General features: G+C 61.7%; 13 protein-coding genes and 1 pseudogene. 7 read left to right on the forward strand and 7 right to left on the reverse strand.

What is annotated here, in order from left to right; translation table 11 throughout:
- Window positions 1-6 precede the first annotated feature (6 nt).
- Both IB223_RS06530 and IB223_RS06535 read left to right on the forward strand, forming a co-directional pair.
- The gene (locus IB223_RS06530) at window positions 7-891 is read left to right on the forward strand and encodes an NmrA/HSCARG family protein (RefSeq protein WP_192200800.1); all 885 of its coding nucleotides are present in this window, start codon (window positions 7-9) and stop codon (window positions 889-891) included.
- Window positions 892-1,057: 166 nt separating this feature from the next.
- Window positions 1,058-1,306 (forward strand): protein L, encoded by a 249-nt coding sequence (locus tag IB223_RS06535; RefSeq protein WP_192200801.1) that lies wholly within the window; start codon window positions 1,058-1,060, stop codon window positions 1,304-1,306.
- 131 nt (window positions 1,307-1,437) lie between these two features.
- Here the strand turns inward: IB223_RS06535 and IB223_RS06540 are convergent, their stop codons facing one another.
- The 6 genes from IB223_RS06540 to IB223_RS06565 all read right to left on the reverse strand — a co-directional run bounded on the left by IB223_RS06540 (window position 1,438) and on the right by IB223_RS06565 (window position 7,118).
- The gene (locus IB223_RS06540; RefSeq protein ID WP_343227148.1) at window positions 1,438-1,956 is read right to left on the reverse strand and encodes a cupin domain-containing protein; all 519 of its coding nucleotides are present in this window, start codon (window positions 1,954-1,956) and stop codon (window positions 1,438-1,440) included.
- 50 nt (window positions 1,957-2,006) lie between these two features.
- Window positions 2,007-2,348 (reverse strand): cyclophilin-like fold protein, encoded by a 342-nt coding sequence (locus tag IB223_RS06545; protein WP_192200802.1) that lies wholly within the window; start codon window positions 2,346-2,348, stop codon window positions 2,007-2,009.
- A gap of 207 nt (window positions 2,349-2,555) precedes the next feature.
- Window positions 2,556-3,782, reverse strand: coding sequence for an MFS transporter (locus IB223_RS06550; RefSeq protein WP_192200803.1), 1,227 nt, complete (start codon window positions 3,780-3,782; stop codon window positions 2,556-2,558).
- Between the two features lie 49 nt (window positions 3,783-3,831).
- Complete coding sequence (locus tag IB223_RS06555; protein ID WP_192201273.1) at window positions 3,832-4,821, reverse strand: aldo/keto reductase; 990 nt, start codon at window positions 4,819-4,821, stop codon at window positions 3,832-3,834.
- 199 nt (window positions 4,822-5,020) lie between these two features.
- Window positions 5,021-6,055, reverse strand: a complete 1,035-nt coding sequence (locus IB223_RS06560) for an alpha/beta hydrolase (protein ID WP_192200804.1) — start codon at window positions 6,053-6,055, stop codon at window positions 5,021-5,023.
- A 13-nt stretch (window positions 6,056-6,068) separates the two neighbouring features.
- Window positions 6,069-7,118: an NAD(P)-dependent alcohol dehydrogenase gene (locus tag IB223_RS06565; protein ID WP_192200805.1), complete on the reverse strand. Its 1,050-nt coding sequence runs from the start codon at window positions 7,116-7,118 to the stop codon at window positions 6,069-6,071.
- Between the two features lie 139 nt (window positions 7,119-7,257).
- Here IB223_RS06565 and IB223_RS06570 point away from each other — a divergent pair, with 139 nt between their 5' ends.
- From IB223_RS06570 to IB223_RS06590, 5 genes and pseudogenes are all read left to right on the forward strand, one after another.
- Window positions 7,258-8,145, forward strand: coding sequence for a LysR family transcriptional regulator (locus IB223_RS06570; protein ID WP_192200806.1), 888 nt, complete (start codon window positions 7,258-7,260; stop codon window positions 8,143-8,145).
- 90 nt (window positions 8,146-8,235) lie between these two features.
- Complete coding sequence (locus tag IB223_RS06575) at window positions 8,236-9,264, forward strand: XdhC family protein (RefSeq protein ID WP_343227149.1); 1,029 nt, start codon at window positions 8,236-8,238, stop codon at window positions 9,262-9,264.
- 304 nt (window positions 9,265-9,568) lie between these two features.
- Window positions 9,569-10,291, forward strand: a pseudogene (locus IB223_RS06580) (2Fe-2S iron-sulfur cluster-binding protein); the annotation flags it as partial.
- Between the two features lie 82 nt (window positions 10,292-10,373).
- Complete coding sequence (locus IB223_RS06585; RefSeq protein ID WP_192200808.1) at window positions 10,374-11,366, forward strand: xanthine dehydrogenase family protein subunit M; 993 nt, start codon at window positions 10,374-10,376, stop codon at window positions 11,364-11,366.
- An 11-nt stretch (window positions 11,367-11,377) separates the two neighbouring features.
- On the forward strand, window positions 11,378-13,564 hold the full coding sequence (locus tag IB223_RS06590; protein ID WP_192200809.1) for a xanthine dehydrogenase family protein molybdopterin-binding subunit: 2,187 nt from the start codon (window positions 11,378-11,380) through the stop codon (window positions 13,562-13,564).
- 141 nt (window positions 13,565-13,705) lie between these two features.
- Here the strand turns inward: IB223_RS06590 and IB223_RS06595 are convergent, their stop codons facing one another.
- Window positions 13,706-14,665, reverse strand: coding sequence for a hypothetical protein (locus tag IB223_RS06595; protein ID WP_192200810.1), 960 nt, complete (start codon window positions 14,663-14,665; stop codon window positions 13,706-13,708).
- Window positions 14,666-15,054: the final 389 nt, after the last annotated feature.

Below are 15,054 nucleotides of genomic sequence, written 5' to 3' on the forward strand. Positions count from 1 at the left end.
AGGCCCATGGAAAGCCCAACGACAACGCGCACGATCGTCGTCCTCGGGGCCACGGGCCAGCAGGGAGGCGCGGTCGCTCAAGCTCTGGTGACCGATGGTCGTTGGCAGGTGCGTGCGCTGAGCAGGGACCCGGCCTCGCGAAACGCACGCCTACTCAGTATCGCGGGCATGGAGGTCGTGCGAGCAGACATGGATGACCTGGATTCGCTGCAGCGCGGCATGGCCGGCGCTTACGGTGTGTTCTCGGTCCAGGGAACTGACCGCGGCGGAGACATCGAGACCGCACGCGGGATTGATGTGGCCGAGGCCGCACGCTTTGCAGGGGTGAAGCACTTCATCTACAGCTCGGTGGGCGGTGCAGAGCGTGGTTCGAGCATTGCTCACTTCGAGAGCAAGTGGCGCGTGGAGGAGTACACCAGGGCCATCGGTCTGCCGGCCAGCATCGTTCGGCCCACGTTCTTCATGAACAACTTCGCCAAGCCATCGATGCGTGTGATCGTCTTGGCGATGCTGCGCAGCTACCTGCCAGCGGACAAGACCCTGCAGATGGTGGCGACCCAGGACATTGGACGCTGGGTCGCCAACGCCTTTGCCCACCCCGAGGCCTACATCGGCCGGACCGAGGAATTGGCAGGTGATGAGCTCACCTATGCGCAGATCGTAAAAACGTTCAATCGCCAAGGCCGATGGGCTGGCCTGCCGGTTCCGATTCCGCGCGTACTGCTGCTCGCACTGCCCCAGGAGGTACGACACATGTTCGCCTGGTTCGGTACGGCCGGCTACCAAGCTGATCTGGCAGCACTACGATCCTGTGATCCCAGATTGCGGCGGCTCGATGACTGGCTGATCGCCGATGGCGTTCAGCAGTGCTCCGAGTCGGCGGTCGGGTAGCCACACCAAGTCCCCTGAGGATTGGCTTCACACCGGGCCAATCAGGCCGTCACCCATGGTGCGGCCGGACTGTCGTGATGACAGCCCGTGCGCAGAGGAGACTTCCTCCTCTGCGTAAGTTCTCAATCCACAACGCGAGTCCGTCCCAAAAACAAGGGGGAAGACGATGTCCTGGACGATCAGCACTTCGGTCATAGGCGAAGGCGATGCCGCGCAGAAGCACTGGAAGGATGTTTACGGCCCAGGCGAGAAGGTGCCGGTGTCCGGCATCTACCGTTGCCTGGGATGCCGGCGAGAAATCGCGGCTAACCAACGTGACCCTTTCCCACACCAGAACCATCATCAACACGGCACGGACGAAGGTGATATCCGCTGGAAGCTCAACATACGAGCCAATACAGCGGCTAAGAGTTGAGTGAGGCAGGTGGCACTTCGCGCCTAACCGGTATGAACTCCGAGTCGGCCAACATCTGCTCCTTTGTTAGAGCTAGATGTCTGCTTCCGGCCAGAAGCGGACATCGAGTTCGAATAGCGTTTCGGTCTCCCTTAGTCGCTCACCGGCGGGCCGACTCGGTATTCGTCGTCGCTCACATGTTTCATCCATGTGACCACCTTCCCATCCAGTGCTTCATGGATAGCAACATGGGTCATTGCAGTGGTGGGCGTAGCGCCATGCCAATGACGATGACCAGGTGGGCACCATATGTGGTCTCCGGGATTGATCTCGATGATTGGTCCATCTTCGCATTGCGTCCAGCCCTTGCCGGAGAGAACTATCAGCGTTTGGCCCAGCGGATGGCTATGCCAGGCCGTACGTGCGCCCGGCTCGAACGTCACCGTTGCCCCGGAAACACGGGAAGGTGCTTCTCGCTGAAACTGCATGTCTATCCTGACGCTTCCGGTGAAGTACTCCGAAGGGCCCACGCTGGACGGCAAAGTTCCATTCCGATCTATACGCATGGTTTCGGCCCCTTCCGATGATGCGAGCGAGAGTGGAATCGTCCCAAGGCCAACCAATAGAAACAGAAGCGCTGAGTAACGTGACCGTGAGGTTGGAATCTGCATAGGAACTTACTCTCCATTCCGATAAGGCTTTTAAGGCGTGGTGCGTCGGGCTAGTTGCCCGAGAACACCACTCGGCTATTGCGCGTACCCAGCGCTTGACTGAGGCCGTTGGGGTCCTCAACACGCCCGAGCCGTGTATACGAGTACGACGAACGGAATGTCTTGTAGAAGATGACAACCGTACTGGAGCCGTAAAGCATTAGATCGCCGTTTTCTATCGTGCCTGGACGCTCTGCATGGGTTGGCAGCACTTGCGGCATATCGGCGTGCTTCTCATTGCCGTTGAGCTCTGCCATATCGAGCGTCAAGGGAAGTCTGGCCACGAACGCGCGCGCGGCCGCGGTATCGGCCAAGGTTATGGCGAAACGACGTTCTCCGACGGTCATCCACATGCGAGCACCCTCCGAAGTAGCGGATGCACGACCTGCATCCTTGGCAACGATAACGGGAGCCTCGAGCTGGCTGGCCTTGCAGCCCCCCAGGATCGTCAGACCGAGTAGAACACCCAATCCGAGCAGGCATCCACGTTTCGCTGAGCGGTTTTGAGTGGGACCCGTAGTATTTGAGCTCATGGCACGATTCCTAGAAGGATGGACCGCTTATACCGAGGGCTGCAGGGGCGATCGCGCGACCGCCCGTGTCAGAAAGGCGGCAAACAGCAGCACGGCGGCGCTCATAGCGAAGGTAGCTTGGTAGCCGGCATGGTCAAACAGCAACCCGCCTATGGTTGAGCCCAGGGCGATGGCCAGTTGGACCACTGCCACCATCAATCCGCCCCCAGCCTCAGCATCCTTTGGCAATTCCTGCGCAATCCAGCTCCACCAGCCAACGGGGGCGGCAGTAGCCATCAGCCCCCAAAGACCAAACAGGATCGTTACGCCACTCACCCACGCGCCCATTGGGATAAGCGCAAGTGCGATGAATGCCATCAACAACGGGATGGCAATGAGGGTTCGATACAGGCCGCGCTTCAGGAAGGTTCCGATGACGGCGGTACCGATGAAGCCCGACACACCGATCACCAGAAGGATGAGCGAAAGTATGGATACCTGCACGTGCGTGACCGTTTCAAGGAATGGTCGGACGTAGGTGAACAATGCGAATTGCCCCATAAAAAAGGCGCCGCAGGCGGCCATACCCAGCGCGACGGCTCGGCGCTGAAGCAACCGGAATGCACTGGCAGACGCGGACCCGTTCGCGGAGGGCATGGCTGGCAAGCTGACCCATTGCCAAACCAGCGCAACGAGCGCCACAGGCACGAGGCAGTAGAACGCGCCGCGCCAGCCGATGACCGAGCCCAGGTAGCTGCCCAAGGGTGCGGCAATCACGGTAGCCAGAGCGTTGCCGCCGTTGAAGATGGCCAAGGCTCGTGGCACCTGCGAAGTCGGCACCAGGCGCATGGCCGTGGCGGCGGACATCGACCAGAAGCCGCCGATCACCACGCCCAGGAGCGCCCGGCCCAGCATGTAAATGGGGTAATTGGGCGCCAACGCCACGACAGCACCTGAAACCGCCATCAGGCCCGTCAGTGACAGCAGCAGCGTCTTGCGGTTGATGTTACGGCTCACTGTGGCGATCGAGAGGCTGGTCAGCACCGCGAACGCGCCGGAGATGGCGATGCCGTAGCCCGCCCATCCCTTGCTGACCGCCAGGTCGGCGGCGATCGGCGTGAGCAGGCTGACAGGCATGAACTCGGACGCAATCAATGCGAACACGCACAGCGTCATGGCGAATACGCCACCCCAGTGGGCGGGCTGGGCGGTGGCGTCGCTGTGTTTGTCGTCCGTGTGGACGCCTGTCAGGAGAGTCATGGTTTCGCTTTGCATGATGATGGGCGCATACGTCGTATCCGGAGCGGGTGTCGCGGGAGCGCGCTCAATCCTTGCCGATCTGGTCCATCTGCTTCGCGTCCATACGGCCGCCATGGGCGGTGAGCACGGCTAACGCCGCCTCGATCTCTTGCAGATCCTTCGGCGTGAGGTTGACGTTGATCGAGCTCAGGTTCTCGCGCGAGTGGTCCAGCTTGGTGGTGCCAGGGATCGAAACGATCCAGGGCTTCTGCGCCGCCAACCACGCCAGCGCTATCTGGGCGCGCGTGGCGCCCTTCCTCTCCCCGAACGTCTTCAGGAAGTCCAGGATCGGCTGGTTGGCCTGCATCACCTCGCGGCTGAAGCGAGTGAAGGTCTTGCGCAGGTCTTGGGTCCCATCCAGCCCGGCCTGCAGATCCAGCGGCAGCTTGCCGGCCAGGAAACCTTGGCCCAACGGTCCCCACGGCACGAAGCCGATGCCGAGTTCCTCGCACGCCTGCAGCACGCCGTTGCGTTCCACGCTGCGCTCCATCAGCGAGTACTCGGTTTGGATGGCCGCGACCGGCTGGACGGTGTGCGCGCGCCTGATCGTGCGTGCACTTGGCTCGGACAAGCCGAAGTGCAGCACTTTACCTTGCTCGATCAGATCCTTGATGGTGCCGGCGACGTCCTCGATCGGCACCGTGAGATCCACGCGGTGCTGGTAGTAGAGATCGATGCGGTCGGTCTTCAAGCGCTTGAGCGATTCCTCGACGACGCGCCGTATGCGCTCAGGGCGACTGTCCAAGCCATTGGTGCCGTCGATCTTGAAGCCGAACTTGGTGGCGATGGTCACTTGGTCGCGAACCGGCGCCAGCGCTTCGCCGACCAGCTCTTCGTTCGCGTAGGGTCCGTAGACCTCTGCCGTATCGAAGAACGTGATGCCCCGCTCGAAGGCATCGCGAATGACGCGGATGCCTTGGGCTTTGTCCATCGCCGGACCGTAGTTGCCACTGATGCTCATGCAACCGAAGCCCAGCTCTGATACTTGCAGGCCGCCCAGTTTGCGGGCGCCCATGTTGTAGGTCTGCGCAAGATTGCCTTGCGCTTCACGCGCCTTCGTGGGCAGCGCCAACGAGGCTGCGCCCAGAGGCAGTGCCGCCGCTGCAGCCGTTGCGCCGGCGGCCATCAGGAAGCGACGGCGTTCGGACGTGGATATGTTGTCGTCGTGGAGCGTGTCCATTGTCTTTCCTCAGACGGATGCGGGGCCAACGTCCTCAGTTCGCGCGCAGGTTCTGTTTGAAAAAGGAAGCCAGCTTCTCGAACGGGATCAAGTCGGTTCTGTCGTAGAGATCCACGTGTCCCGCGTCTTTCACCCAGTAAAGCTCCTTGGGTTGACCTGCCAGGCGATAGGCTTCTTCGCTGAATTCCTTCGAGTGGGCCTGATCGCCGGCGATGAACAGCATGGGGCGTGGCGAGATGGTCTCGATGTCGTTGAACGGGTAGAAGTTCATGAACTTGACATTGCTGGTGACCGTCGGTTTCGTAGTTCTCTGGTCGGAGGCGCCAGCCGGGGTGAATTCGCCGCGCGAGGTGCGATAAAAATCGTAAAACTCGCGCTGGATGGGATGGGTATCCTGGGTCAGCTCCAGGTCCGTGCCGCCCGAAACTGCAACCTCCCTGCCTTCGAACTCGGCGTAGCGCTGTGCTGCCGCCGCGGCGATGATCTGCTTGCGCTGATCGAGCGTCAGTGAGTGGTTGAGCGCGTTTCGGTTGGCGGCCCCCATGTCGTACATGCTCACGGTAGCAATGGCCTTCATCCGCGGATCGATCTTGGCTGCACTGATAACGAAGCTGCCACTGCCGCAAATGCCGAGCACGCCAATCCGCTCGCGGTCCACGAACGTCTGGGTGCCCAGGTAGTCCACGGCTGCACTGAATGCTTCTGCATAGAGATCTGGGGCTACCGCGTTGCGTGGCTGACCCTCGCTCTCGCCCCAGAACGGCAAGTCGATCGCCAGGGTAATGAACCCCTGCTCGGCCAACTTCTGCGCGTACAGGTTGGAGCTTTGTTCCTTCACCGCACCCATCGGGTGACCCACGATGATGGCCGGATACCGGACGCCCGGCCTGCGGTCCTTGGGCAGGAACAGATTGCCGGCGACCTTCATCCGGTACTGGTTGTTGAAGGCGACCTTCTCAGCGACCAGCCGGTCACTCTTGTAGAAGTTGTTTGCACCGTTTGACATGTCTTGCCCCAACGCAGTGAATGAGCTGGCCAGCAAGGCCAGTGACAGCAATGTCTTCTTCATGTTTGTTCCTCAGTTACGCGGACAACGTGGCGTTGTCGATGACGAAGCGATACTTGACCTCGCCCTTGAGCATCCGCTCGTAGGCGTCGTTGATTTCATCGGCTCGGATGAGCTCGATATCTGCGACGATTCCGTGCTCGGCACAGAAATCGAGCATCTGCTGGGTTTCTTGGATGCCACCGATGGCCGAGCCAGCAATCGATCGGCGCTTCAGGATCAGGTTGAAGACCCCGGGCGACGGGTGCGGGGTGGCAGGTGCACCGACAAGGGTCATCGTCCCATCCCGCTTGAGCAGCAACAGGAAGGCATCCAAGTCATGCGGTGCGGCCACGGTGTTGACGATCAGGTCGAAGCTGGTGGCGTGCTTGGCCATTTCCTCAGCGTTACGCGAAACCACCACCTCGTCGGCGCCGAGATCCAGGGCTGCCTGACGCTTGGAATCGGAGGTAGTGAAGGCCACAACATGGGCACCCATTGCATGGGCCAGCTTCACGCCCATGTGGCCAAGGCCACCAATACCGACGATTCCCACTTTCTTGCCTGGGCCGGCGTTCCAATGACGCAGAGGCGAGTAAGTCGTGATGCCTGCACAAAGCAGCGGGGCGACTGCGGCCAACTGTTTCTCTGGATGACGCACGTGCAGCACATATCGCTCGTGCACCACGATCTGCTCGGAGTAGCCACCCAACGTGTGACCAGGCGCATCGGTGGAAGGCGAGTTGTAGGTCAGCACCGTGTTGTCGCAGTAGTTCTCCAGTCCCTGCTCGCAGTCCTCGCAGTGCTGGCAGCTGTCCACCAAGCAGCCCACGCCGACCAGGTCGCCGACGGCGAAGCCCGACACGTGTGCACCGACGGCGGACACCCGGCCCACGATCTCGTGGCCCGGCACGCAAGGGAACAGCGTCCCCGCCCATTCAGCGCGGACCTGATGCAGGTCGGAATGGCAGACGCCGCAATAGGCGATGTCGATCTGGACATCGTGAGATCCAGGGGAACGGCGGGTGATCTCGACGGGTTCCAGCGGCTTGTCGCCTGCGTGGGCGCCATAGGCGTTGACAGTCATGTCGGCTCCGGACAGAGGGCGTGCCTGGTGGCACGGGTATCGGCGGTCATTCTGTCGGGCGCGGGTCGCTTTGATTAGATAATAAATACTGATTTACCCTATAAGCGCACCTAATCAATAGTGGTGGCAGACTTGTCTCATGGCTAAGCGCAACCTCAATGATCTTGTCGCCTTCGTGACCGTGGCCCGGGAAGGCAGCTTCACCCGCGCCGCTTCGATCCTGGGGGTTACCCAGTCGGCGCTGAGCCAGGCAATCAAGGCGCTGGAGGCCAGGCTGGAGATCCGCCTGCTGACGCGTACTACACGCAGCGTGTCTCCCACAGCCGCGGGCGAGCGCCTGCTCAAAGCGATCGGCCATCGTTTCGATGAAATCGAAGCCGAACTGGACGCCATCACCGCACTGCGGGACAAGCCCGCCGGCTCAGTGCGGATAACCTCAGGCGATCAGGTCCTCAAGTCGGTGCTGCTGCCCAAGCTTGTTCCGCTGATGAGGGAGTATCCGGACATCAACATTGAATTTGATGTCTGCTACGGCTTTCGCGACATCGTGGCCGACAGGTTCGATGCAGGTGTTCGTCTTGGCGAGGCCATCGATCAGGACATGATCGCCGTGCCGATCACGCCGCCGCTGAGGATGGCCGCCGTTGCGACGCCGACCTACTTTGCTACTCGCACACTGCCCAAGAAGCCGCAGGATCTGGTCAACCACAACTGCATCAACATCCGACAGTCCACGCGCGGCGGTGTTTACGTCTGGGAATTCGAGAAGAAGGGGCGAGAACTCAACTTCAGGGCGAGTGGACAGGGCATCTTCAATACCTCGCCGCATATCGTGGAGGCTGCCGTGATGGGATTGGGTATCGCCTTCCTGCCCGAGGGTGAATTCGCGCCTTATCTGGACGATGGCAGGTTGATGCGAGTCCTCGAGGACTGGTGCCCTCCTTTCCCCGGATACCACTTGTACTACCCCAGCCGTCGCCAGCCGTCGCCTGCCTTCACGCTTGTCGTTGATGCTCTTCGGCTCTGACGCGCCACGCGAGCACAGACGCCGACAACGTTCTGGCTTTCGTGGGTGCGCCTTCACCGGCACAACATACTCCAAGGAACCTGCGCTGCCGTGCTACCTAACGCTCACACCGACGAGCCCTCGCCGCGCGGCGCCATCCCCGCTTCCTGGCAGGACGTACTGACTGACGATGCATTGGAGATTCTTCAGTACGCAGCAGACGCCGTAGCCGCTGGTGTTTCTGCTGCGCTGGTGACTCTGGTGGAAGTGCGCGGCGGAGCCGCCCGTCAGCCTGGCGCCCAAATGGTGGTCCTGGCTGATGGCCGTTACTGCGGTTTCGTATCGGGCGGCTGTGTGGAGGCGGCAGCGGCACATGAAGCATCTGAGGCCATTGCCTCTGGACGGGACCGCGTCGTTCGATTTGGCGAGGGCTCCGATTATTTCGACATCGTGCTGCCCTGCGGAGGCGGCATCACGCTGGCCATCCACGTTATCCGAAGCGGCGCCCCCCTTCAGCACACGCTGGAGCGACTCTATCGACGGCAGTCGGCAGGCCTTGCCTACGATCAGTCCCACTCATCGATCGCTTGTATCCCATGCCCCGCGTTTATCGGCTGGGCAGGCGACCAGTTCCATCTCGCCTTCGTCCCCAGACCCAGGTTAGTGATTTTCGGCGGATCGATCGAAGCCTCATCTGCCGCCTCGCTGGCGCACGCTGCGGGTTACGAGGTGGCCTTGGCGAGTCACGCAGGACCTATGCCCAAGATCGATGAGTTCACCGCCATCGCGCTGCTGTTTCATGACCTAGACCGTGAGATGAGACCTTTGCAGGCTGCCTTGGACGCAGCACCCTTCTACATCGGCGCCTTGGGGAGCACGCGGACTCACGAGCGCAGGGCACATGCGCTGCTCGGGCTGGGTTACCGGGCCGAGGACGTTGCGAGAGTCAAGGCGCCGATCGGCATCTTCCCCAAGGCGCGGGATGCGAGCTCGCTGGCGCTCTCCGTCCTGGCGGACATTGCCTTGGCTTGGCAGGCACGCGTCCGCGGAGGAGTCGGCGGTGAGCTGCGCGAGGATCATGTGCTGGTGACTGCGCAGCCCGGCGTAGTAGCCAATAGGCACACGAATATGGAGGCGTGAGTGGGCCTGCCAACTTTGATAGCAGGCATCATTCAGGACCTTCCTGTGAATAGGCGGGGCATTTCGTCCATCGTCCGCCTCCCTGCTTCATCCGAGGGAGGCGCTTCGTCGCAGATCCCGCACCCTCCATCGCAAGCCTGATTGATTAGCCCAGCTTATGGGGGCTAGTTTCGAACGGATATGCACTTTTAACTGGGAATTGGTTAAGGTTCGGATTGGTCTCTGCACGTGCTTTACTCGCGACCAATCCATCCTGGGCCAGCCACATCGCCGACGCTTAGCGCGTTCCAGAGAGGACACTGTCATGCCGCACACGCCCCCGAACGAACCCGTCGAGTTGAACGAAGACGAGGCGGCCCTTCTCAAAGAAATGCCAACGCTGGACGGGATAGGCCAGTCGCGACGCGAGTTCATGGTCACCTCCGCCGTAGGCGGTATTGGCTTGTTCGCCGCCAACCTGCTTGCGCAGGAATCCGCATTGGCGCACATGCCGTTGGCCGCTGGCGCAGCTACTGCGCCGATAAGAGCCCAGAACGTCGTCAAGGTAAGCCTGACCATCAACGGCAAACCGCAATCGCTTGAACTGGACTCCCGCGTGGTGCTGCTCGACGCCCTGCGTGAGCGATTGGGAATGACCGGCACCAAGAAAGGCTGCGACCAGGGCCAGTGTGGGGCGTGCACCGTGCTCATCGACGGCGAGCGCGCCCTGGCCTGTTTGACGCTGGCCGCCACGCTGGAGGGTCGCAAGGTCACCACGATCGAGGGGCTGGCTGAAGACGATCAGCTGCACCCCATGCAGGCAGCCTTCATCAAGCACGATGCCTTCCAGTGCGGCTATTGCACCCCGGGCCAGATCTGCTCGGCCGTCGGCGTGTTGAGCGAAGCCCGTCGCGGCCACGTCAGCCATGTCACCGCTGATGTGGGTGCTGGCACGACGTCATTGAGCAATGACGAGATTCGCGAGCGGATGAGCGGCAATATCTGCCGGTGCGGTGCCTATCCCGGCATCGTGGCGGCTGTCCAGGAAGCGCATTCGGGACGTCAGAGCGCCCAGACCTGGCAGTTCGCGACCGAAACCCAGCTGGCTGCGGTACGCAAGGAGACGGGCCATGAGACCGTTTGAGTACGTCCGCGCCGAGAACGCGGGTGCCGGGGTGGACGCTGTCGTCGGCGTGCCCGGGGCGAAATTTCTGGCCGGCGGCACCAATCTGGTCGACCTGATGAAGGAGGACGTGGAGCGGCCCACCCGCTTGGTGGACATCTCCCACCTGCCGCTGCACAAGATCGAGCGCTCCCGAGCGGGCCTGTCGCTGGGGGCCTTGGCCACCAATACGCAGACGGCCAACCATCCGCTGATCCGGGAGAACTATCCGCTGCTGACGCAGGCCATCGTCGCCGGGGCCTCCGGCCAGCTGCGCAACATGGCCACCAACGGTGGCAACCTGCTCCAGCGCACGCGCTGCAACTACTTCTACGACACCGCCATGCCGTGCAACAAGCGCGAGCCGGGCAGTGGCTGTGGCGCGCGCGAAGGCCTGAACAAGATCCACGCGATCCTGGGCTGGAGCGAGGGGTGCGTAGCGACCTATCCCGGCGACATGGCCAATGCGCTCTACGCCTTGGATGCGAGTGTGCGTGTCCGTGGTGCCGGCGGGAAAGAACGCTTGATTCCCATTGGCGAGTTCCATCGCCTGCCAGGCGAAGAGCCGCACAGGGACACTGTGCTGGGGCATGGCGATCTGATCGTGGCCATCCAGTTGCCGGTGGCCTCGGCCGAGTTTGCCCGCCATTCGTATTACCTGAAGGTCCGCGACCGCAGTTCCTACGCGTTCGCCCTGGTGGCCGTGGCTGCTGCACTCCGCATGGAGAACGGCGCCATCAAGGATGCACGACTGGTCTTGGGTAGCGTGGCGCATAAGCCATGGCGCAGCGCCGAGGCCGAGGCGGCATTGAAGGGCCAGCGACTTGGTGAGGCAGTGTTCCAGCAGGCCGCCCAGGCGGCGCTGCAGCAGGCGCGGCCCCTGGCACATAACGCCTACAAGGTCGAACTGGCTCAACGCTCCATCGTGCGCGCCCTGACGCGTGCGGCGCACCTGGCTTAAGGAGAACCACCATGGCTCGCTACCTGGGCAAGGAAACAACACGCGTAGACGGGATCGCCAAGGTCACCGGCAAGGCCAAGTACGCCGCCGAGTTCCAGATCCCCCACCTGACGTACGGCTTCATCGTCCTGAGCACCATCGCCAAGGGGCGGATCACCCAGATCGACACCAGTGCGGCCGAAGCCTCTGCCGGCGTGATCAAGGTCTTTACCCACCTCAATGCCGGCAAGCTGGGCAAGCCGCGGGCGGCCGATGCGTCGCCCACATGGGCCTGGCCCCTGCAATCGGATCAGATTTTCTTCAACGGTCAACCGATCGCCCTCGTTGTGGCGGAGACCTACGAACAAGCGCGTCATGCCGCGCGGCTGGTGCAGGTGAGCTATCAGGCGCAGCCGCATGAGACTAACGTGGTGGCGGTGCTGGGCCGTGCCAAACCGGCCCCACAGGAAGCGCCGCCGCGGGGCAATCCGCAGGCCGCCATGCAGGCCGCTTCGGTCAAGGTCCAGTCCGAGTACCGCATTCCGATCGAGCACCACAATCCGATGGAGCCGCATGCCGCCATCGCATTCTGGGAAGGCGATCAACTGACGATCTTCGACAAGACCCAGAACGTCTACGGCGTACAGCAGCATTTGTCGCAGGGCCTCGGGGTGCCGACCGGCAATATCCGCGTGGTGTCTCCCTTCGTGGGCGGTGCCTTTGGCGCCTCGCTCAAGCCCAACTACTATCCTTCGCTGACCGCCATGGCCGCGCGCGAGCTCAAGCGGCCGGTCAAGGTGGTCTTCACGCGCGCGCAGATGTTCACCGGGCACGGGTACCGCCCCGAGACAATCCAGAAGGTGGCACTGGGCGCAGCACCTGACGGCAAGCTGCAGGCCATCATCCATGAGGCGTTCCACAACACCTCTTCCTTCGAGTCCTTCTCGGACAACACCACGGGCTTTCTCAAGCAGGTCTATGCCTGCCCCAATTTGCACGCGCCTCTGAAGATCGCCGCCACAGACTTGGCCACGCCCACGTGGATGCGGGCTCCCGGAGCGGTGAGCGGCATGTTCGCCTTGGAAAGCGCGATGGATGAGCTGGCCTACGCGCTGAAGATCGATCCCCTGGAGCTGCGCCTGATCAACTATGCCGAGGTGGATCCAGAGAGTGGCAAGCCATTCTCTAGCAAGGCGTTGCGCGAGTGCTACCGGCTGGGCGCCGAAAAGTTCGGCTGGAGCAAGCGCAATCCCGAGCCACGCTCGATGCGCGATGGCAACCTGCTGGTCGGTTGGGGTATGGCCTCCAGCGTGTGGGGCGCCATGCAGATGCCGGCCAGTGCGCGGGTGACATACCGTGCAGATGGCACCGCCAGCGTCGCCAGTGCGACCAGTGATATCGGGCCCGGCACCTATACGGTCATGACCATGATCGCCGCCGAGTTCCTGGGCTTGGCGCTGGAGAAGGTGAAGTTCGAGCTAGGTGATACCGACCAGCCGCGCGCGCCTGCGCAAGGCGGCTCCTGGACCACGTCCAGTGTCGGGTCCGCAGTACGCGGAGCTGCCTTGACGATCACCGAGAAGCTGCTGAGCCTGGCCAACCAGGACGCGGGTTCGCCGTTGCGAGGTACTTCGATCGATGAGGTGGAGATGTTCGAGAACCGCTTGCGCCTGAAGAGCGACGCAGCACGTTCGGTCGACATCGCCGCGATCATGCAGCGCGCTGGAACGCAGGAGCTGACCGAGGTCTACGACTCCAAGCCTTCACCCGAGCGCGAGAAGTACGCATCGCTCGCCCACGGCGCCCAGTTCGTCGAGGTCAAGGTCGATCCCGAACTGGGGACCGTCCGCGTCAGTCGCGTCATCGAGATCACCGCCTGCGGCAAGATCCTCAACCCCTTGGCCTCGCATAGCCAGGAGATCGGCGGCGTCGTCTGGGGTATCGGCATGGCACTGGAAGAAGCCACCGAGATCGACCACCGCTACGGCCGCATCATGAACGCCAGTCTGCAGCACTACCACGTGCCGGTGAATGCCGACATCCACGCCATCGAGACGATCTTTGTCGAGGAAGATGACACCATCGTCAACCCGCTTGGCGTCAAGGGCATGGGAGAGCTGGGAATGGTCGGCATTCCGGCTGCTATTGCCAATGCGGTGTACCACGCCACAGGCAAACGCATTCGTGATTTGCCCATCACGCCTGACAAACTGGTCTAGCCAGCCCGCAACTCGCTTGTAGCCGAGCTCAGGTGCAGGGGGCGATCAGTCGCTGCATCAAACGGGTAATTACATCATGTACGCTTCGGGTCGGAAGCGGACATCGGCGCGCCTGAGGGGCGGAATCACCGACTCGACACCTCAGGCTAGCCCTTCATCTGCAGCCATCAAATCCAATGCATGATCAGACGGGATCTTTTCACGCCTGCCAGAAAACAAGACACCGAGAGCCCACTTTTGGCTTGCTCGCCTGAAGCCGACCCTCCGTCGTGCCGCCTCACTTGTTTGCTCAGGCTGGTTAACGAGCCTCAACTTCGGGGCCAAGGCGAACCCGAAATCAAAGCCGTAGCCGTTGACGAGAACTTTCCTCAACTGCTTGGTAGATGCCGGCTTGTCGCTGAGCGTTCCTAGCTGCTTGAGTGATGAATGAATTACGCGAAGCATCTTCATCTGCAAGATCAGCTCCCCAAAGTTTGGGGCCAATTGAACTTCTTCTGTCGCAGCCAATGGGAATATCTTCATTACGAAGAACCCGAGCAATTCTTCAGCAATCGATACTTCGCCCATTTCAGCGCAAGCCATGAGAAGCAGCGAATGCACAGAGTGACCCACCGCGAACGCCCTCTCGCGGTCTTGCGCTTCAAATGCTTCGCGTAGTAGTACGACAGCGGCGGCGAGACTTTGCAAGTCGGCCTGACCTTCTAGCCGCATCAGCGGCATCTTGGGTGCGCGTCGGCGAACGTATCTACCCGCAGCCAAAGGTCCGGGCTCGTAGATTGCTTGAACAACACCCGGTCGTAGCCCACGAAGAAGGATGTCGCCTCGTTGCTGTAGTGGTTGGCTGACGTCGAACGCATCCCAGAACGCAGCCAAGAGAATTTGCTCGGAACCAGGGACGAGGGCACTGGTTTGCTTGAGAGTTGCGAGCCCTGGCGCATGCAAGCCGGCAGCGTACTTGGCCCACAGGTTGTGATGCTGGGGCGGGTTTTTGTCGATCCGTAGCGTGTAGGTCTCGGGGCGCACCAGCTTGCCGAGCGCGTAAGCCGAGGGTGCGCCTGTTCGTCGTCGCAGTTCCTCAAACCAAGCACCGATCTTCAGCACTCCCAGTGCCTCAGCGACTGCCTTCGCGTCGGCCGATTCGAGCAAGCGCAGTAGCACTTTTTGCCGAGATCTGTTGTATTTCCTTATATTATTCAATCAGTTATGCCGTCACTGTAGAGTAACGCTTTGCCGCGCGCGCTCAGCGTATCTCAATCTGAATAGCGCAGCTACGCTTGCGTCCATGACAGAGCGTGACTTGGGATCGTCTCGGGCCCGGAGCCCTGAAACGGAAATCGATGGTTTGGCTGGGTCCTTGGAGCAGGACCTGCTGAAGCGCTATGGGCCAATGATTGGCCAAGATGACTTGCGCCAGGCACTCGGTTACGCCTCCCTGGCAGCGTTTCGCCAAGCCTACTGCCGAGGGCAGGTGCCTGTTCCCGTGTTCGCCA

The sequence above is a fragment of the Pseudoxanthomonas sp. PXM03 genome, assembly GCF_014852005.1.
GTDB lineage: Bacteria > Pseudomonadota > Gammaproteobacteria > Xanthomonadales > Xanthomonadaceae > Pseudoxanthomonas_A.

What these genes read in the sequence shown, in the direction of transcription:
- IB223_RS06550 (WP_192200803.1), bottom strand. Translation starts at nt 3,782, where the DNA reads ATGCAAAGCGAAACCATGACTCTCCTGACAGGCGTCCACACGGACGAC.
- IB223_RS06560 (WP_192200804.1), bottom strand. Translation starts at nt 6,055, where the DNA reads ATGAAGAAGACATTGCTGTCACTGGCCTTGCTGGCCAGCTCATTCACT.
- IB223_RS06555 (WP_192201273.1), bottom strand. Translation starts at nt 4,821, where the DNA reads ATGGGCGCCCGCAAACTGGGCGGCCTGCAAGTATCAGAGCTGGGCTTC.
- IB223_RS06570 (WP_192200806.1), top strand. Translation starts at nt 7,258, where the DNA reads ATGGCTAAGCGCAACCTCAATGATCTTGTCGCCTTCGTGACCGTGGCC.
- IB223_RS06585 (WP_192200808.1), top strand. Translation starts at nt 10,374, where the DNA reads ATGAGACCGTTTGAGTACGTCCGCGCCGAGAACGCGGGTGCCGGGGTG.
- IB223_RS06530 (WP_192200800.1), top strand. Translation starts at nt 7, where the DNA reads ATGGAAAGCCCAACGACAACGCGCACGATCGTCGTCCTCGGGGCCACG.
- IB223_RS06540 (WP_343227148.1), bottom strand. Translation starts at nt 1,956, where the DNA reads ATGCAGATTCCAACCTCACGGTCACGTTACTCAGCGCTTCTGTTTCTA.
- IB223_RS06590 (WP_192200809.1), top strand. Translation starts at nt 11,378, where the DNA reads ATGGCTCGCTACCTGGGCAAGGAAACAACACGCGTAGACGGGATCGCC.
- IB223_RS06565 (WP_192200805.1), bottom strand. Translation starts at nt 7,118, where the DNA reads ATGACTGTCAACGCCTATGGCGCCCACGCAGGCGACAAGCCGCTGGAA.
- IB223_RS06545 (WP_192200802.1), bottom strand. Translation starts at nt 2,348, where the DNA reads ATGTGGATGACCGTCGGAGAACGTCGTTTCGCCATAACCTTGGCCGAT.
- IB223_RS06535 (WP_192200801.1), top strand. Translation starts at nt 1,058, where the DNA reads ATGTCCTGGACGATCAGCACTTCGGTCATAGGCGAAGGCGATGCCGCG.